Origin of the sequence: Fibrobacter sp. (genome assembly GCF_017545445.1) — a bacterium.
Taxonomy (GTDB): Bacteria; Fibrobacterota; Fibrobacteria; order Fibrobacterales; family Fibrobacteraceae; genus Fibrobacter.
The window spans coordinates 44,800-63,999 of the sequence record NZ_JAFWOM010000163.1 but is presented as its reverse complement, the minus strand read 5'-3'; the positions used below and the strand labels follow the sequence as shown (position 1 = coordinate 63,999).

15 protein-coding genes and 1 riboswitch are annotated in these 19,200 nt (G+C 46.2%); of the genes, 13 read left to right on the top strand and 2 right to left on the bottom strand.

The features are described from left to right. Positions 1-961 (bottom strand): proline--tRNA ligase (proS, locus tag IKG78_RS18835; protein WP_290946458.1); only part of this gene is annotated, 961 nt, incomplete at its 3' end. Between the two features lie 279 nt (positions 962-1,240). Here proS and IKG78_RS18830 point away from each other — a divergent pair. The 7 genes from IKG78_RS18830 to thiH all read left to right on the top strand — a co-directional run bounded on the left by IKG78_RS18830 (position 1,241) and on the right by thiH (position 8,396). Beyond that, a complete protein-coding gene (locus tag IKG78_RS18830; protein ID WP_290946449.1) occupies positions 1,241-2,575 on the top strand; it encodes an FKBP-type peptidyl-prolyl cis-trans isomerase N-terminal domain-containing protein in 1,335 nt (444 codons plus the stop codon). Between the two features lie 170 nt (positions 2,576-2,745). Further along, entirely contained in the window at positions 2,746-4,659 is a 1,914-nt protein-coding gene (gene mnmG / locus IKG78_RS18825) for a tRNA uridine-5-carboxymethylaminomethyl(34) synthesis enzyme MnmG (protein WP_290946440.1), read from the top strand. 187 nt (positions 4,660-4,846) lie between these two features. After that, positions 4,847-5,152 (top strand): hypothetical protein, encoded by a 306-nt coding sequence (locus IKG78_RS18820; protein ID WP_290946432.1) that lies wholly within the window; start codon positions 4,847-4,849, stop codon positions 5,150-5,152. 116 nt (positions 5,153-5,268) lie between these two features. After that, positions 5,269-5,372, top strand: a riboswitch (TPP riboswitch). Further along, entirely contained in the window at positions 5,363-5,569 is a 207-nt protein-coding gene (gene thiS, locus IKG78_RS18815) for a sulfur carrier protein ThiS (protein WP_173562422.1), read from the top strand. (Overlaps the previous riboswitch by 10 nt.) After that, on the top strand, positions 5,569-6,213 hold the full coding sequence (gene thiF / locus IKG78_RS18810) for a thiamine biosynthesis protein ThiF (RefSeq protein ID WP_290946424.1): 645 nt from the start codon (positions 5,569-5,571) through the stop codon (positions 6,211-6,213). Before thiS ends, thiF begins: the two co-directional genes overlap by 1 nt. 16 nt (positions 6,214-6,229) lie before the next feature. Continuing rightward, positions 6,230-7,000, top strand: coding sequence for a thiazole synthase (locus tag IKG78_RS18805; protein ID WP_085490344.1), 771 nt, complete (start codon positions 6,230-6,232; stop codon positions 6,998-7,000). Positions 7,001-7,130: 130 nt separating this feature from the next. Continuing rightward, the gene (gene thiH / locus IKG78_RS18800) at positions 7,131-8,396 is read left to right on the top strand and encodes a 2-iminoacetate synthase ThiH (protein WP_290946419.1); all 1,266 of its coding nucleotides are present in this window, start codon (positions 7,131-7,133) and stop codon (positions 8,394-8,396) included. A gap of 129 nt (positions 8,397-8,525) precedes the next feature. On the opposite strand, the gene IKG78_RS18795 is transcribed toward thiH, so the two are convergent. Next, complete coding sequence (locus IKG78_RS18795; protein WP_290946417.1) at positions 8,526-9,314, bottom strand: type II secretion system protein; 789 nt, start codon at positions 9,312-9,314, stop codon at positions 8,526-8,528. 165 nt (positions 9,315-9,479) lie between these two features. Here IKG78_RS18795 and thiE point away from each other — a divergent pair, with 165 nt between their 5' ends. From thiE to IKG78_RS18765, 6 genes are all read left to right on the top strand, one after another. Continuing rightward, positions 9,480-10,112, top strand: coding sequence for a thiamine phosphate synthase (gene thiE / locus IKG78_RS18790; RefSeq protein ID WP_290946410.1), 633 nt, complete (start codon positions 9,480-9,482; stop codon positions 10,110-10,112). 124 nt (positions 10,113-10,236) lie between these two features. Further along, positions 10,237-11,061 carry a type III pantothenate kinase gene (locus tag IKG78_RS18785; protein WP_290946403.1) on the top strand — a complete coding sequence of 275 codons (825 nt, stop codon included), beginning with the start codon at positions 10,237-10,239 and terminating at the stop codon, positions 11,059-11,061. Positions 11,062-11,079: 18 nt separating this feature from the next. Further along, a complete protein-coding gene (locus tag IKG78_RS18780) occupies positions 11,080-12,570 on the top strand; it encodes a hypothetical protein (RefSeq protein WP_290946395.1) in 1,491 nt (496 codons plus the stop codon). Positions 12,571-12,621: 51 nt separating this feature from the next. After that, positions 12,622-14,670, top strand: coding sequence for a nucleoside-diphosphate sugar epimerase/dehydratase (locus tag IKG78_RS18775; RefSeq protein ID WP_366075861.1), 2,049 nt, complete (start codon positions 12,622-12,624; stop codon positions 14,668-14,670). Between the two features lie 3 nt (positions 14,671-14,673). Beyond that, positions 14,674-16,662, top strand: coding sequence for an OmpA family protein (locus IKG78_RS18770; RefSeq protein WP_290946384.1), 1,989 nt, complete (start codon positions 14,674-14,676; stop codon positions 16,660-16,662). A 262-nt stretch (positions 16,663-16,924) separates the two neighbouring features. Beyond that, on the top strand, positions 16,925-19,093 hold the full coding sequence (locus IKG78_RS18765; protein ID WP_290946376.1) for a GNVR domain-containing protein: 2,169 nt from the start codon (positions 16,925-16,927) through the stop codon (positions 19,091-19,093). The last annotated feature ends 107 nt before the right edge of the window (positions 19,094-19,200 follow it).

Here is a 19,200-nt window from a genome sequence, read left to right as displayed (position 1 = left end):
TGAGGCTGTCTTCGGCGGGGTAAAGTTCCTTCGCCTTCAGGAGGTTGTGGAGTTTGATTTCGGAAACGTCGAGGTTGCCCGGGACAACGACCGTGATGAGCTTGCCTTCGAAGTCGAAGAACACGCACTTGGCGGTAGATTCGGCAGGCACGTTCAGGAACTTGGTGAGTTCGTCGATGCTTTCGCTGTTCGGCGTAGCGACCTTTTCAAGCGTTGCATTTTCGTCGCCCTTGAACGGCACGCGCTGGAACTTCGCGATTTCGCGGTTGGCCTGGTAGCCGCACTTCTTGCAGAGAATCAAGTAGTCTTCGCCGTTCGGAGTGTCGAGCATGAATTCGTGAGCGACCTTACCGCCCATGATACCCGTATCACTCTGCACCACCACCGGTTCAATGCCCACGCGACGGTAGATGCGGAGATAAGCGTCGTATTCTTCCTGGTAGTGACGGTCCAGGTCTTCCTGGCTGGTGTGGAAGCTGTAGGCGTCCTTCATCAAGAATTCGCGGACGCGGATAAGGCCGCCGCGGGCGCGGGCTTCGTCACGGTACTTGGTCTTGAACTGGTAGAGCATCACCGGCAGTTGCTTGTAGCTGTTGAGCACGTAGCGCACGAGGTCGGTCATGGCCTCTTCGTGCGTCATGGCGAGCACCATGTTGTGGTTGTTGCGATCCTTGAAGCGGAGCAGTTCTTCACCGATAGCCTGGTAACGGCCCGATTCGCTCCAGAGTTCAGCGGTCTGCACCACCGGCAAATCGACTTCGATACCGCCAATCTTGTTCATTTCTTCGCGGATGATGTTCACGATCTTCTGGATCACGCGGAAACCCATCGGCATCATGGAATAGATACCGGTAGAGACGGGCTTGATGTAACCGCCGCGCATCAAGAAGATGTGGCTGGGCATGGTGGCGTCGCTCGGCGTTTCGCGGAGCGTCACGTAAAAATACTTGGAGAGTTTCATTGTAATGACCTTTTTAAATTTTTACGAGGCAAAATTTAGCAAAAGAGTGCTCTGCTAGTAAATCACAAAAAAGTGTTTTTGCATTTTTGCCCCCATATAATCATAACAGATAAAATTACAGATACCGATAGTGTTAATTTTGCCTATTAGACAAATAAGGCTTTGTCCGTGATATGTTGCGTAAAATTGATGCATCGTCTTGAAAAAAATATGCTATATTAAGAACCGAAAATAGGAATGTTGCATTCCTAGTGATTTTGACTTTAAGGAGTCTCTAAAATGAAATTGAAAAAGATTGCTCTTGGTGCTGCTGCTCTTGCCCTTGTCGCTTGCGGCGAAGCCCAAAAACCGGTTGCTAAGGTTGCCGCTATTACTCCGAATTCTGCAGACGACCAGAAATTTGCTTACATGCTCGGTGCCCAGTTCGGTCTCCAAAATTTCTCGAATCTTCCTTGGCAGACGGGCGAAGGCATCGACGAAGACGTTGTTGTCCAGGCGTTTCGCGATGCTTATGGCAATTTAAAAGACACTACGATTAAGGTTCAACTCTCTCAAGATTCTTTGGCTGCTGTCAGCAGGCGTATCCAGAACCTTATGCGTGAACGCTATTTCAAGACACAGCCAGATTCTAGCGCCAAGGATTTGAATGATGAACAGCGCCGCGCTCTTATTGATTCTCTTCGTAAGGCGTTGCCGATTACCGCAGCTCCAGAAGTGAAGAATGCTAAAGTGACGCTTGCTGCGGATGCTTCGGAACAGCAAAAGTTCTCTTACCTCGTCGGTTTCCAGTTTGGTAGTCAGTTCTATAATATTGGTCGTCAGTTCCAGACTGAATTTGACGGTGAATACTTTGTTTTGGGTGTCCGTGATGCAGGCAAGAAACTTCGCGATACGACGTTTGCAATGGTCCTTTCGGACGATTCCCTCAAGGCTGTGGGCGATCGCTATAACGAAAAGATGAAAAACATTCGTGAAGAAATGATAAAGAAGCAGCAAGCCGAGGAAGAAAAGCTCAAAGCCGAAGTTGCCGGTCTCCGTGGCGATACGCTTGCAAACGGTATGCCTGCCAAGATGAATTTCTCTGTGAAGGCTTCGGGAATTACCGTGAAGGGCGAAAACTTGAGTGCTTTTGCGGGCAAGCCGCTCTTGATGTTCTACTTCTCTGCAACTTGCGGTCACTGCGCTCATGCGGCTCCGCAGATTCTCGAAATCGCCAAGGAATTTGTACCGAAGGGCCTCACAGCGGTTTCCATTGCTAGTGGCGGAAACAATAAACCGGGCATCCGTCGTTTCATCGATGATGCGAAGTTCGACGAATCCATCAGCGTTATGTGGGACGAATCCCGTCAGTTCGGTGAACTCTATAGCGATGGCTACGTTCCGAAGGTCTATCTCGTGAACCCGGACGGCACGTACAAGCAGTACGCCGCATTTGAACGCGAAAAGGACGACTTGAAGAAGGAAATCGCAGAACTCCTCCAAGGTAAGAACGTTGAATGGAAGATTGAAGTGAAGAAGCCTGAAGCGGATTCCGCTAAGGCTCCTGAAGTCAAGCAGGATGCTAAGCCGGATGCAAAGAAGGCTGAAGCTAAGTCCGCTAAGGCCAAAAAGTAAAATCTTTAAGCCGATCCCGTAACAGCTATGGGATGACAATTTGAAAACGCATCTCGTAATCGCGGGATGCGTTCTTTTTTTGTAGAGTTTTTTTATATAGCCGAATACTTCATAAATTTCTAAATTGCGAAAAAAATTGCATTGTCGCTTGAAACGCAAAAGAAAAATTTATGATTATCGCAGAATTTGATGTCGTTGTCGTCGGTGGTGGTCACGCCGGAATTGAAGCCACTCATGCCGCATGGAAAATCGGTGTTAAAACCGCCATGCTCACGATGGATTTGAACGCTATTGGCAGAATGTCGTGCAACCCAGCTGTGGGCGGTGTTGCCAAAGGCCAAATCGTTCGTGATATTGACGCTTTGGGCGGCCTCATGGGGCTTTTGACCGACAAGGCGGGCATCCAGTTCCGCATGCTCAACATGAGTAAGGGCCCTGCTGTTTGGGGGCCGCGTGCACAATGCGATATGAAGTATTACAGCGAAGTTGCCCGCGAAACGATGGAAAGTCTGCCGGGACTCACGCTGATCCAGGGAGAACTTGCTGCGTTTGAACGCATGAACGATGGGCGTTTGGAACTTACGCTTTTGAATGGCGACCGCTACATCACGCGTGCGCTTGTGATTACGAGCGGGACATTTCTTGCCTCTAAAATGTTCACAGGGCTTGAAACGAGCGTCGGTGGGCGAGTGGGCGAACCCAGTGCAGACAAACTCTCCGAGTGCTTGGCGAAAAATGGAATTCGCTTGCGCCGTTTGAAGACGGGTACGCCGAGCCGCTTGGATCCAGATTCTATCGATTTTAACGAATGCGATGTGCAGCATGGCGACGAACATCCGTGGCCGATGAGCGACCGTCATTTAGCGGAAACAGTTCCCGGTCGCGATGAAAACTATTTCTGGGGTGACCAAGTCAACAAGTTTATCCGCAACGACTGCGTTTGCTGGATTACTCGCACGAACATCAAGACGCACGACATTTTGCGAAGCGGTTTCAAGGATAGCCCGATGTTTAGCGGTCGTATTCACGGCAAGGGACCACGTTATTGCCCGAGCATTGAGGACAAAATCAACCGTTTTGGCGACCGCGATGGACACCAGTTGTTCCTTGAACCGGAACAGGCTGACATCGGGCGTGTCTATATCAACGGTTTTAGCTCCAGCTTGCCGGCGGACATCCAGCTTGCTGCCATCCATACGATTCCGGGCCTCACTCGTGCGAAAGTGCTTCAGATTGGTTATGCTGTAGAATACGATTCTGTCGATGCAACGCAACTTTACCCGACGTTCGAATGTAAGAATGTTCCCGGAATTTATTTTGCGGGACAAGTTTGCGGCACGAGCGGTTATGAAGAAGCGGCAGGGCAGGGCCTTATGGCGGGCATCAACGCAGCCCTTAAGGTCAAGGGCGAAGAACCGTTTATTCTCGGACGCTCCGAAAGTTACCTCGGTGTGATGATTGATGATCTTGTGAATATTCTGCTTGACGAACCGTACCGCATGTTTACGAGCCGTGCCGAATACCGCCTGTTCCTCCGCAGCGATAATGCTGAAATGCGTCTCAAGGAAAAAGCCCGCAAAATCGGCATGATTAGCGACCGCGACTGGTTCGATTGGAACCGCCGTCGCAACCTTATGGCAAGCCTCAAGACTCAATTTACGGAAACGTCCGCCACGCCGGAAGAAGCAAATACGATTCTTGAAGCTGGCGGTCAGGCTCTTGCCTCCGAACGCACACGCTGGATTAACGTGCTCCGCCGTCCGGGAATCGATCCCGAAACGTTCTTCAAGGTGGCTGCACCGGATGCTAAAATCACGCGCCGTGACCAGTGGTACATGTATGCCGAAGAGCTCTATGCCGGTTTCTTTGACCGCCAGGAACGCGAAATTGACGACCAGAAGAAGATGGAAAAGGTCAAGCTCTCGCCGGACTTCGATTACATGTCCATTACAGCCATCAGCATTGAAAGCCGCCAGCGCCTCAACGCCCACAAGCCGCTTACGCTCGGGCAGGCAAGCCGGATTCCTGGAGTGCGCCCCGCTGACATCACCGTCCTCGCGCATTGGCTGGAAAATAGGTCGTAGGTTTTAGGTTACAGGTTATAGGGAAATAGTCGCGGCTTCGCCGCCCTTTAAAAATTTGCGTAGCAAATGATTATTTACCCTAACCCCTAAAACCTAATACCTAACCCCTAACCTCTCACTTGCATTTTTCCAAATTTTTACTATTTTTGGGCGCGACAATTCTAACAATTTTCCAAGAGGTATATTTATGGCAGAAGAAGCAGAAGTCAAATCCACAGAAGAAGTTAAGCCTCAGGAAACAAAATCCCAAGAAAAATCTCAAGTAAAGAAGGCTCCGTCCAAGAAAAAGCGTCCGTTCAACGGCAAGCGCAAGGGTGGTGCTCCTGCTGCTAAGAAGCCGGCTATCTTTAGTGATTCCCTGGAAGAACGTTTCCCCAACCTTGCTGCAAAGCTCAAGAAGTCCATCGAAGATGGTATCAAGCAGAAGATCAAGGACGCACAGAACGATCCGAAGGTCAAGGCCGCCTCTAAGAAATTTGCTAAGGCAAAGTAATTCTACTTCTCGAAAAACTTTGAAATGCTCCGCTACTCCGCGGGGCATTTTTGCTTTTAGAAAAAGCATGACAAAGTCCCAAGTTACTTGCCAAATACCCCTTCAAAAGTTAATTTTATCGTGTTTACGGGAGCTCGTAGAACGGGCTGAGAGGAAGTTGAAAACTTCGACCGAACCTGATTTGGATAATGCCAACGTAGGGAGGTTCCATTGAACTCAAATCCAGTCAAAATCAACGGTGAAAACGTCACGGCAGCAGGCATGACCATTGCCGAATATTTGGCGTCCGCGAATTACGATACAAAGCGCATTGCCGTTGAACGCAATTTGGAAATCGTCCCCAAGTCTAAGTACGCTGAAGTAGTCCTCGAAGCGGGGGATGTTGTTGAAGTTGTGAACTTTGTTGGAGGCGGGTGATGGAAAGCGTTCGAATCCCGAGCAGGGAAGAGTTCAGACGCGCACTCGTACAAAAGCAGGGCGAAAAAATCGTTCAGAAACTGGAACAAGCTACAGTCGTTATTTGTGGCGTAGGTGGACTAGGCTCTAATGTCGCCATTAATCTTGCTCGTGCGGGCGTCAAGAAGCTTATTCTCGTGGATTTTGACCGTGTTGACGTGACGAACTTGCAACGCCAGCAGTACAAGGCTTCTCAAGTCGGAGAACCCAAGGCGTTTGCTCTCGTTGAGAACTTGAAAGAAATTGCACCGTACATCGAACTTGAAGCGTACGATGAAAAAATCACGGAAGAAAACATCGACAAGTTCGTGGCTAACGCCGACGTTGTATGCGAAGCGTTTGACAATCCCGAAGCAAAATCGATGCTTGTAAACGCCGTGCTTGAAAAGTATCCGCAAAAGTATCTCGTCGCCGCCTCTGGAATGGCGGGCGCGGACGATGCGAATTCCATCAAAACGCGCAAGATTTCAAAACGTTTTTACCTCTGTGGCGATGGCAAGAGCGACGTGACTCAAGGGCTTGCGCTCCTCGCCCCACGCGTGCAGATTTGCGCAGCGCATGAGGCGCTCACGATTATCCGGATTATTGCCGGTCTAGAAGTTTAACATAAAGGACATGCAAATGAATTCTGACAAACTTGTTATTGGCGGTCATGAATTTGATTCTCGTTTTATTCTCGGTTCTGGAAAGTATTCCCTCAAGCTCATTGAAGCTGCGGTCAAGGATGCAGGCGCTCAGATTGTAACGCTTGCCGTTCGCCGTGCAAACACGAAGGAACACGAAAATATCCTCGACTACATTCCGAAAAACGTCACGCTTTTGCCGAACACGTCGGGCGCTCGCAATGCCGAAGAAGCTGTCCGCATCGCTAGGCTTTCTCGTGAACTCGGTTGCGGCGACTTCGTGAAAATCGAAATCATGCGCGATACCAAGTACTTGCTCCCGGACAATGCCGAAACCATCAAGGCTACTGAAACGCTTGCGAAGGAAGGCTTCGTGGTGATGCCTTACATGTACCCGGACTTGAACGTGGCTCGCGACCTCGTGAATGCAGGTGCTGCAGCCGTGATGCCGCTTGCATCTCCGATTGGTTCGAACAAGGGCCTTTGCACTAAAGACTTTATCCAGATTTTGATTGACGAAATCGAACTCCCGATTATCGTGGATGCAGGCATCGGCAAACCGTCCGAAGCTTGTGCTGCCATGGAAATGGGCGCTGCTGCCATTATGGCAAATACCGCCCTTGCAACGGCAGGCGATATCACGCAGATGGCTTCTGCATTCAAGCTTGCAATCGAAGCAGGCCGCAAGGCTTACCTTGCCGGGCTTGGCCGTGTGCTTTCCCGTGGCGCATCTGCCTCCGATCCCCTCACCGGATTCTTGAGGGACTGATTTTTTAGGTACTAGGTCTTAGGTATTAGGTTTTAGGAAAATAATTGCACCGAAGGTGCCTATCTAATCTAGCCCTTATAGCCTACAACCTATAACCTAACATTGACTATTGACTAACGGCTATTGACTTATGGAAAACGAACGCAAAGACAACAATTACTTTTTTGATTCTGGAAATCTCTCGCCGGCGGCTTTAGAACGCAAGCACAGGATCGAAACAGATCCGTCTGTCCGTACGGACATCATGGAATACTTGCCGGGAATGGAAGTGATTCATTCCGATATCCGCGACAAGGTTCTGGCTGCATTCGATAGCTACGATGCGTCCAAATATACGGCGCGCGATGTGCAGTTTGCTCTGCAGCACGACACATGCTCTATTGAAGATTTCAAGGCTTTGCTTTCTCCAGCTGCCGCTCCGTTCCTTGAACAGATGGCTGCCAAGGCAAAGATTGAGACGGGTCGCCATTTCGGCAACAACGTCTATCTCTTTACGCCGCTCTACATTGCGAACTACTGCGAAAACTACTGTGTCTATTGCGGTTTCAACTGCTACAATCACATCAAGCGTATGCAGCTGAACATGGAACAGATTGAGCATGAGATGAAGGTCATCGCCGATAGCGGCATGGAAGAAGTTTTGTTGCTCACGGGCGAAAGCCGCGCAAAGAGCAGTGTCGAATACATCGGCGAAGCTTGCAAGCTTGCCCGCAAGTACTTCAAGCTCGTGGGTGTCGAAGTTTACCCGGTGAACGTTGATGAATACAAGTATCTGCACGAATGCGGTGTTGATTACGTGACGGTGTTCCAGGAAACCTACGATCGTAAACGTTATGAACAACTTCATTTACTCGGTCACAAGCGCGTATTTCCGTACCGCTTTGATTCTCAGGAACGAGCGTTGATGGGCGGCATGCGTGGTTGCGGTTTCTCTGCATTGCTTGGCCTTTCGGATTTCCGCCGTGACGCACTCGCAAGCGCTCTGCATGTGTATTACTTACAAAAGAAATATCCGCATGCCGAAATGAGCCTAAGCTGTCCACGTCTCCGTCCGATTGTGAACAACGAAAAGATCAGTCCGCTCGATGTTCACGAAAAGGAACTTTGCCAGGTGCTTTGTGCTTACCGCATATTCCTTCCGTTTGTGGGCATTACGGTTTCGAGCCGCGAAAGCAAGGAATTCCGCAACGGCATCGTGAAAATAGCCGCAACGAAGGTTTCTGCAGGCGTCTCGACCGGTATTGGCGACCACGAAAGCAAATACAGCGGTCACGACGATGGGGAAGGCGGCGATGAGCAATTCGAAATCAACGATGGCCGCAGTATCGACAAGATGTATGCCGACATGAGCGGCGAAGGCATGCAGCCCGTGCTGAACGATTATTTGTACGTTTAGAGGCTGGTAAACTGGGATTTGTAACGAAACTTCAGTTTTTCCGACCTTTAAAAAGAATGTAAAAAAGCCCCATCAGTTATGAGTGGGACTTTTTAGAAATTAATGACAAATGACTTAACAGCTAATCTTTTATCTGCTATTTCTACAACCCTTTCTGCCGTAAGTAGAGAAGCAAACTCCGTGATCAGATTTGAATGCCGATTGCCAGTTTCCATTATGGGGATTTAGGAACACTTCAACACCAAATCCTTCATTACCAGGAGTCCATTGGACGCTCATCGTATATCGAGTATTGGCGTTCTCTTTACCACGGTTGAGAGCTTTGCTTATAAATAAGGGTTGTTTTGGGGCTGTGCGATACCATTCTTGTTTGCCATCAGGGGAGTAGAATGTTGATGTGAATGTTTCTCCCCCTAGTTTCTCTTTTCCTGCAAGTCGTGCTGCAACAATGTCTGCGACTCCTTCAAAACGTGCTTCTTTAAGGGCATTGTACCATGTTCCTGATGATCCAATCAGTTCGCAAATGTTAATTGATTGGCCGCCAATTTTATTATTGGCTTTATCGTGGCTACCTTGGACATTTATAGATGTTGCATTATGCAATTCTATTACAAATAAAGTTGCTCCTTTATCTGATGAAAGACCCGTTGAAAGATTTGTTGCTAAATTTGCTGCTTTTGTTTTACTTGCGGATGCTGGCGTGTACTTTGAAAATGCATCCAGGTCTTCAATCAGAGCCTTGTTTAATGCATCTCTCAAGTAGTATAGTTTCATCAAATCTACTTTTTCACGTGTTTTTTCCGCTACTCCAAATAAATTCGGTAATGCGACCGTTGCTAAGAAACCCATGATTGCAAAAACCACCATGAGCTCGATGATTGTCACCCCTCGACGAGATTTTATATTTGAATTAGTCATAATCAGCCTCATTGAATCATATTTTTTAGAAATGCAAAACAATTTTGCTGCTTTTGGGGAAATATACATAAAAAAAAATTATTTAAAAGTGACATGACGCACTTTTAAATTCTAGAAGGAAGTATTCCAATGTGGAAATGCCGTTTTTTTGCTAATTTGGGCAATATGAAATCGTTTGATACTACGCTTTATTTCATTACGGATAGTACTTCCGTACCTCCAGAACGCTTCTTGTCGGTCGTTGAATCGGCCTGCAAAGGGGGAGCGACGCTCATTCAAATTCGCGAAAAAAGCCGCACGACACGCGAATATATTGAACTTGCATCGGCAACGCACGAAATTACGAAGCGTTATAATATACCGTTGATTATTGATGATCGCGTTGATGTGGCTCTAGCGGTCGATGCTGAAGGTGTGCATGTTGGACAGACGGACATGCCGGTGAAGACCGCTCGTCAATTGATGGGTGCAGATAAAATAATTGGTGCGACAGCAAAGACCGTTCCGCAGGCTCTAGAGGCTTACGAGCAAGGCGCAGACTATCTTGGTGTCGGCGCTATTTACCCAACAACGACAAAGGTAATCACTATACTCACTAGCGTTGATACGCTCAAGGAAATCGTGAAGGCGGTTCCGATTAAGGTTAATGCTATTGGAGGTTTGAATAAGAACAACATAGATGTTCTCAAGGGCTCCGGAATTGCTGGAATTTGTGCGGTCTCGGCTATTATGAAATCCGCGGACCCAGAACTCGCGACGCGTGAACTGAAACAAGCGTTTTTAGGTATTAGGGGATAGGAGTTAGGTATTAGGTTTATAATTGTGGCTTCGCCACCTTATATGGATACACGAAGTGCATGATTCTATTCCTAAAACCTAAACCCTGAAACCTATAACCTGTTATTTACTATATTTCGCTACGATGAAAAAGAATTTGAAAAAATCTTTGTCGTTTGTTGTCGATGTGGGTAACTCGCATACCGTTCTTGGTATATTCAAAGATGACAAAGTTGTGGATCATTGGAGGCTTACGACTCGTAAGGAAACGACTTCTGATGAAGTGATGAACCGTGTTGGTGGTCTCATTCATTTTTCAAAAATCAAGCCGGAATCGGTTACGCATGTAGGACTTTCTACTGTGGTGCCTTCGTTGGAACGCCCGTGGGTCAAAGCTTTGCAAACGCTTCTCAAGCGCCCGGTACAAGTGGTGAGTTCCTCAAATTGTCTCAATTGTCCAATTGCGTATCCAAATCCGAGCTCGCTTGGTTCCGACCGCCTTTGCAATGTAATCGCTCTTCGGGAACGCGGCTTTTCAGATGCTATCGTTATTGATATGGGTACGGCAACCACTTTTGACGTAATGAAGGATGGTGGATTTGCCGGTGGAATCATCATTCCTGGGATTAGCGCAAGCTTGGACGTGCTTACCGAAAAAGCGGCTCGACTCCTGCCTGTTAGCATTGAATGGCCAAAAAATCTCATTGCCAACAATACTGACGATGCCATTCGTGCCGGACTCCTGTTTGGATTCATGGCCGAACTTGAAACGCTTGTTGCAAAAATCAAGCATGAAATGGGAAAAAAGGATGTTCCTGTGTTTGCTACGGGTGGATGGGGGCGTACTGTTGTGGGACACACCAAAATCATTGATACGTACGATCCTTACTTGACGCTTGATGGCGTCCGTCTAGTAGCGCTTCGCGGTGATTCTGCTGCCGAAGTCATTGACAAAGATGCCGAGGAATAATTCATTCGAGAGGTGTTTATGAGAGCATTTCTAGTGGCCCTTGCTTTAACGACGATGGTTTTTGCCGAATCGGGACGCTCTCCGGTCTTTGGTTCGGAACGAACTCGCAACTTGCGCGGACTGGATTATGCTCCGATGCTTATGGAATACCATCGCCAGACGGTTGGTGAGGAAAATCATTTTTTCACTTATCCGCGTCGCGATACGACGTTCCATAAGAATTTCGAAAAGAATAATTCCAATGCAATGGTGTTCTTTAAAAGCGATAGTGGTTCTTCTCACAAGTTTGCGATTGCTGTAAGTCCGATTCTCGGAATCGATTACAAGTCATCGTCTGCGTTGGGCGATACAATTTGGCCCGCTATTGATGGAGGGCTTTTCATTCGTGGCTTTGCCGATTCTCTCGATTTTGACCTTGATGCGAGAATTTATTCTGAAGGTCATGCTGCTAAAAAGCCGAAAAGTTATGATCATGAAGTTTTTGATGTCCAGTCTAAGGATAAGGGCGATGGTGGAATTGACTATGTGAGTTATGCTCGCTATCGTGCTCACCTTGGGCTTAACTATGGTTGGGTTCGTGCTCAGCTAGCTCGTGATGTCTTGCACTGGGGGCCCGGATACTACAATAACCTTTCGCTCAACCAGTTTGCGCTTCCGTATAATATGCTTTCAGTGGATCTCATTTTTGGTCCTTTGCGTATTTATAGCGTCTATGCCGACTTTCGTGTGAATTCCTGGAGCTACAGCAAAGATAATTTGAATGATCGCAATTTTTATGGTCATCGTTATGAGCTCGCTTTGGGAAAATTTACTTTAGGCATTTCTGAACTTCAAATTCTTTACAATGAGAATAAACCGTGGCTCTTTGTTCCCATTGTGCCACTATTTATTGAAAAGGGTAACTATTCTGAACGTGTGAACAATGGGGCGCTCGCTTTTGACATGAACGTTCAGCTATTCAAGAAAGCTCGTCTCTATGGCGAGTTCTTCCTTGACGACATGGAATCGCCTTATGCTGTTTATCAGAACCGTTACAGCAATAACCGTTGGGCGGCTATGTTCGGTATGCAAGTTGCTCATGACACAGAAGTGAAAAATAAGTTGCTTCAACTTGGGTCTATCGCTGAAATTGCGCGTGTAGAACCGTTTGTCTATTGCCATTACGATACGGCTCGAGCTCAGATTGCGCATTTGGGACTTCCGTTGGGCAATCCAAACGGTCCGAACTCTCTAGCCATTGATTGGACTCTGTATGGTCAGCTCCATTGGAATCGTGCTGCCAAGTTCTTTTTCGGACTCCATAACAAGTGGCTTTGGAAAGGGATTGATTATGGCAGCGATATTGATGATCCGTATAAGACGCAACGCAAGAAATTTATTCAAGGAGCACCACTCCAATACACAATTTCACCCTCATTTAGCTATATCGGGAGGTATGCTTCATTCGAAATAGACTTGACTTTTGGCGATATAAGGGCGTTTTTTGTCCGTTCTACCTTGCATTGGTAGAATTTTATAACTAATTTTTAAGTGATATTTTACAAAAAGCAGATACAAAGTATGAATATAAACATGGCGAAAATAACACAACTGTTTGTTAATTTTAGAGTTCGTAAACGTATTTTAGCGTTAGCGGATGGTTTTATCGTTGTTGTTGCCGGCCTTTTTTCAAGCTTCTTCCTTTCTTTATCCCCTTCATCTATAGATCCCATTAGAAAAACCGATTTACTGGCAATTTTCTTTTTGAGCGTACTCATGTGCTTTGGAAGTTTGCTCTTTTTTGGCGCTTACAACAAACTATGGAGATACTTAAATCGTTCTGACTACTTGAGTTGCGTTAAAGGAGTCTTTGTCGGTATTCTCGTAACGCAGGTGTTTTTTTATATCGTTAGAGGTGACCTGCACTGGCAGTTCGCTATCGCGCAAATGATAATGGCGTGTATTGGCGTCTCGCTCTTTCGATACATGTTCAGGAATGCGTTCATTACTCTTACTGAAACTGGACGAATCGAAGGACGGAAAAGGCGTACCATGATTATTGGTGCGGGTAATGCGACAAAGCTTTTGTTGGATGAAATTCGTTATAGTTCGAATGATGCCGAAAAGGGACTTGAAACATCCGCTGCGGCTGAAATTTATCCCGTCTGCCTTATGGATGACGACCGTTATAAAATTGGCAAGCCGTTTGAAGGCGTGCTTGTTGCTGGCGGTACTAGCGATATTCCCAAAATTGCAAAACTTGAAAATATTGAACAAATTCTTTTTGCCATTCCGAGCTGCCCTCCTAAAGATCGTCAGACTATTTTGGATATCTGTAGCAAGACCGGACTTCCGGTGAAGGTGCTTCCTTTTATCGGAAATCTTTTGGACAGCTCCAATGTCGGTAATGGTACGACTAATTTTGCAACTCAGATTCGCGATATCAAGGTTGAAGATTTGCTTGGCCGCGATCCTATCAAATTTGACAACAAGGATATTCGCGCCTATATTGAAGATAAAGTCTGTATGGTGACTGGCGGTGGTGGTAGCATCGGTAGCGAACTTGTTCGTCAGATCGCCAAATACAATCCTAGGCAAGTTATCATTGTCGATATTTACGAAAACAATGCTTATGATATCCAGCAAGAACTTGTGATGGAATATGGTAAGTCGTTGAATTTGGTGACGATTATCGCTTCAGTCCGTGACTATTTCCGCATGAACCAGATTTTCAAGAAATATCATCCGGAAGTGATTTTCCATGCTGCGGCCCATAAGCATGTTCCGTTGATGGAAAATAATCCAATGGAAGCAATTAAGAATAACGTTGTTGGAACGTTCAATGTGGCAACACTTTCGATGTTTAACAACGTAAAGAAGTTTGTGATGATTAGTACCGACAAGGCGGTGAACCCGACTAACGTCATGGGTGCTTCGAAACGCTGCTGTGAAATGATTGTCCGCTTTATGTCTTTGCAGAAAGACAGCAATACAGAATTTGTTGTCACGCGCTTTGGCAATGTGCTCGGCAGTAATGGAAGCGTGATTCCGCTGTTCAAACGTCAAATTGAACAAGGTAAGCCTGTAACGGTGACGCATCCCGATATTATTCGCTACTTTATGACGATTCCTGAAGCTGTAAGCCTTGTGCTTGAAGCTGCTAGTATCGCTCATGGTGGTGAAATCTTTGTGCTCGATATGGGCATGCCTGTAAAGATTGTGACGCTTGCCGAAAACTTGATTCGCATGTATGGCAAGGTTCCATATAAAGATGTTCCAATCAAGTTCACTGGTCTTCGTCCGGGTGAAAAGATTAAAGAAGAGCTTTTGATGGATGAAGAAGGACTTGAAAAAACTAAGAATAAACTTATATTTATAGGTAAGCAGATCGATATCGATACATCTAAGTTTATTAATGAATTGTGGAAATTGAAAGGTGCTGCAGCTGAAAATAATGATGAGGTTGCAATTCGGGCTCTGCATGAAATCGTTCCGACGTTTACAACTCCGGAGGAATTTAATAGGACTGTTTTACAGCAGTCGAGCCTGAAAGATTCTAATAAAGATGATAATTCGAGTGGGAAAGAACAAATAGATTTCAACAACCAATCAATCTCAAAAGAGGGATAAACAATGAAGAAGGTCGCTTCGTTAGCGTTGCTAACAACAACTCTCGCCTTTGCTCAGGCTGGAATCATGGGCGGCTCAGAAGGTTTGCATCAAATTAATGCAAAAACTCTGGGACAATGGCAGGTCAACTTTGGTACAGGCGGAAACATTTCGTTTGGTTCCTGGGGCTTGTCTCGTGGTGGTGTCTATGAAATGAACGGGAAAAAGTATTCGTTCAATGACGTAGATTACTCTCAGGCCGGCAATTTTTTTGTAAGTGTGGGCGTGTTGGATTTCATCGATATCGGAGCTTCTCTTCCGGTGTACTATGAACATGCTAACTCCAACGGTCCTAGCGGTGCTGCGAACATGTGGACTACAAGCCGTGGCGACCTAGATCTCTTTGCTAAGGTTGGTCTTCCGTTTGCTTCTGACAGTTCGGGATTCTTCAAAACAGCCCTTATGCTTGACCTTTACATCCCGACTGGTGAAATAAGTGCCGGTGTGCGTCCTCGCCATACTTGGTACTTGAATGGAAATGGATATACGCATCCGTTCACCGCTGACGATTTTGTCTTCGGTGCGGGTCTCGCATTCTCGTTCGATTTTACCAAGGTGGGGGCGCCGATTACGTGGAACCTCGCTGCAAGTTACGTTTATCCAATCAATAATGACCAAACCAATACGCTTGTCTATAGTACGGGTATCAACTGGCTCGCTCTTCCGTGGATGACTCCGTTCCTCGAATTCTCTGCGGAAATGCGTCTCCAGAGTGTTGGCAGATACAAGTTTGACCCGATGGTGGATCCGATGCTCATCACTCCGGGTTTCCGCTTCCATCTCCCGTATAACATTGAATTTGCTATCGGCCTTGAAGTGGCTGTCCGTCTGTTCAAGACCGGCTTTGATCATGATGAAGATGTCAAGGGTGGTGAAGATCACACGATTTACTATGTTGGCGAACATGGTGAAAGAGTCTCTTATGGCTATGCTAGCGCCCCGCTTCTTTCCGGTGCAGCACTCTTGAGCATTGCTCTTGATGCAAAGAGAACGCCGAAGGATACGGATGGTGATGGTGTCCCGGATGGTGACGATAAGTGCGCTCGTACTGCAAGGGGGCTTGAAGTCGATGCTGATGGTTGCCCAGTTGAAGATGCTATTGCTATTGCTCGCGAACGTGCTTTGGCAGATTCTCTTGCTCGCGTAGATTCTGACAAGGATGGCATTGTCGATCTCAAGGACAAGTGCCCGAATACTCCGGCTGGCATCGCTGTTGATTCTCTTGGTTGTATGCTTGACTTTGATAAGGATGGCGTTGGCGACGCTCAGGACAAGTGCCCGAATACTCCGGTAGGCATCACTGTTGATGCTTCGGGGTGCCCGCTTGACTTTGACAAGGATGGCGTGCCTGACTTCCTCGACAAGTGCCCGAATACTCCGGCTGGCGTTGAAGTTGATTCCCTCGGCTGCTTGCTCGATACGGATAAGGATGGCATTGCTGACTTTAAGGACAAGTGCCCGGGTACTCCGGCTGGTTACTCTGTTGACTCTCTCGGTTGCTTGCCTGACTTCGATAAGGACGGCGTACCTGATGTTATTGATCAGTGCCCGAATACACTCCCAGGCGTTCGCGTTGATGAAAAGGGTTGCCCGCTGAACAAGAAGGAAGACCTCGATCAGTTCAAGAAGGGTATTCAGTTCAAGACTGGTTCTGCAAAGCTTACCACGAGCAGCTATAGTACGCTCAAGGATATCGCAGAATTGATGAAGAAGATTCCTGAAGCTAACCTTGAAGTGCAGGGTCATACGGACAACAAGGGTTCTGACAAGAAGAACCAGAAGCTCTCCGAAAATCGAGCCAAGGCTGTCGTGACCTATCTCAAGAAGCGTGGTGTTGAAAAGGATCGTCTCCGTGCTGTTGGTTATGGTAGCTCTAAGCCGATCGCCGACAACGACACTAAGGCGGGCAGAGCCGAGAACCGTCGCGTAGAACTCGTTCCGTTCACAAAATAAGGACGTGCAATCTCTATAAGTAGTTAGGAATGGATGTATCCAATAATTCCGATTGGGTACATCCTCACTTAGAAAAGAATCCATATTGTGTATGCATTATGGATTCTTTTTTTTTAAATGAATTTTGTATAATTTTCTTATTTTTTTTGTTAAAACGACAAATATTAAATGACAGATAAATTGAAATAATCTATTTTTGTGATAAATAGGCTACATTACCCAAAAAACATTAGATTGTTTTGCCTAATTCTCAGGAAATGGTATGTCTGAAAAAGAAGAAAAACAAGTTATAGGCCAAGTCGCAACTCAAGCGTCTCAGGCTAACGATACAATCACTTTGCTCGAAGCAATAATGATTCTTTGGGGCAAAAAGTTCACCCTGCTGATGTTCGTCCTCTGTGGTGCCGCTATTGGGTTTGCCATATCAAATTGGCTTCGTCCGCAATTTACGAGTGACGTTCTTTTGCAGATAGATGTCAAAGGTAACAAGGCTGGCAAGGCTATGGGGGACATGGGTGCACTTCTTGATGTGGCTAGTCCTGCCGATGCTGAAATAGAACTTATCAAAAGTCGTATGGTCTTGAACTATGTTGTTAATGCTGAACATCTTTGTTTCAAGGCTACTCCAGTGGGGGCTGGCGATCGTTTCTTCCATCGTGAAGGGCGTATGGACTTGGATTCGCTTTACATTCCTGAAATTGCACGTGAAGAAAAATGGATGGCAAGAGCAATTGCTTTGGATTCATTTGAAGTTATTTCTCCTGACGAGCAGGTCTTGTTGACTGCAAAAATTGGCGAATTGGCTAGAGCTGGCTATGGCGGAGATACTCTTGATATTCGCGTGTCTAAAATGCTTGCGCTGCCTGGCCAGATGTTTAGGCTTTCTCAAGATAGCGAATTAAGGACGATTGCTGACTTAAAGAAAGCCCTAAAGGTCAGTGAAAAAGGCAAACAAACGGGTATTATTGAAGCAAGCTACAATCATCATTATTCTGATAGAGCTGCTTCCATCCTTAATACGATTGCAAGAACTTATTTGCGCCAGAATGTCGAGATGAGAAGTGCCGAAGCTGCAAAGACTCTTGAATTTTTGGAAAAGCAACTCCCTGGTGTCAAAGCTAAATTGGATAGTGTCGAAAAAGTTTTGGCGGATTACCGCTTTAGCATCGGTTCTGTGGATATGACGGGCGAAACACAGGCTCACTTGCACAAGGAATCTGATTTGCAAAAGCAGTTGCTGGAATTGGAACAGCAACGTCAGGCTGCAACTCGTTTGTTCAAAGAGGAACATCCTAATGTGCAGACGATTGTTAAGCAGCAGAATAAACTCAGAGCTGAAATTGCAAAGTTGAAAAAGAATGCTGAAAAGATGCCGCTTACTCAACAAGAAGTGGCGCGTCTTAAGGAAGATGTTGCTGTTAATAGTGAAATTTATACGAACATGTTGAACAACGTCCAGCAGTTACGCATTGTCCGTGCTGGTGAAGTGGGTAACGTTCGTATAGTTGACTTTGCTCAGATGGATTCCATTCCGAGCAAGCCCAAGAAGATAAACATTATCATTTGTTCTGTCGCTGCATTCCTTATGCTTGGTATTCTTTGGGTATTCCTCATGCGCATGATGCGTAATGGCGTTCGTAGTGTTACTGAAATTGAACGTGAAACGAATGTTAGCGTGCTTGCAAGAGTTCCTGAACATCCGAACAAACTTCGTTCCAAGGCTCAAATTTTTGTGCAGCAAAATCCGGAAGACACGATTAGTGAATCGATTCGTTCTATTCTTACTGCAATTGACTTTTCGTTTAACGTGAACAAGGAACATCAGGTTATCATGGTAGCAGGTCTTGTTCCTCACGTGGGTAAGAGCTTTGTGTCATTGAACCTCGCTGCTTCGTTTGCTCTTGTGGGTAAAAAGGTTCTGTATATTGATGCTGACATGCGTAAAGCTTCTTGTCGCTTTACACATATTGGACTTACGGATGTTCTCATGGGTAAGAGATCCTTCGAAGAATGCGTTTATAGAAAGAGTGGTATTAAGGATTTCGATATTCTTGAATCGGGTAAGTTTAAGTTGGCCGCATTTGAACTTCTGCGTGGCGAAAGTTTTAAAAATCTTATAGATGAAATGCGTCCGAAGTATGATAAGATTATTATTGATACTCCACCGACAAGTTTGTTGGCTGATGCTTACATGATTGCGCCTCTAGTTGATATCAACCTCATTGTTTTGCACTATGGGTTGCATTCTATGGACGCTATCAAGGAATCCTTGCAGAACTTGAACCGTTATACCGATAAGCCGAAGGCGTTCATTTTGAACCATTGCGAACATAGAACCGGTTATGGCTATGGTTACGGTTATGGCTACGGTTATGGTTACGGTTATGGTCATTACGGATCTTATGGTAAGAAGTCCAAGAAAGATGAATAAATCTTAAATTTTTATTTAAAGATGCTCGCCTTTATAAGGCGGGCTTTTTTTGTTGAGCAATTTTTTTCGTGCCTATAAAAAGGACTTTTTATCCATATTTTTACAGG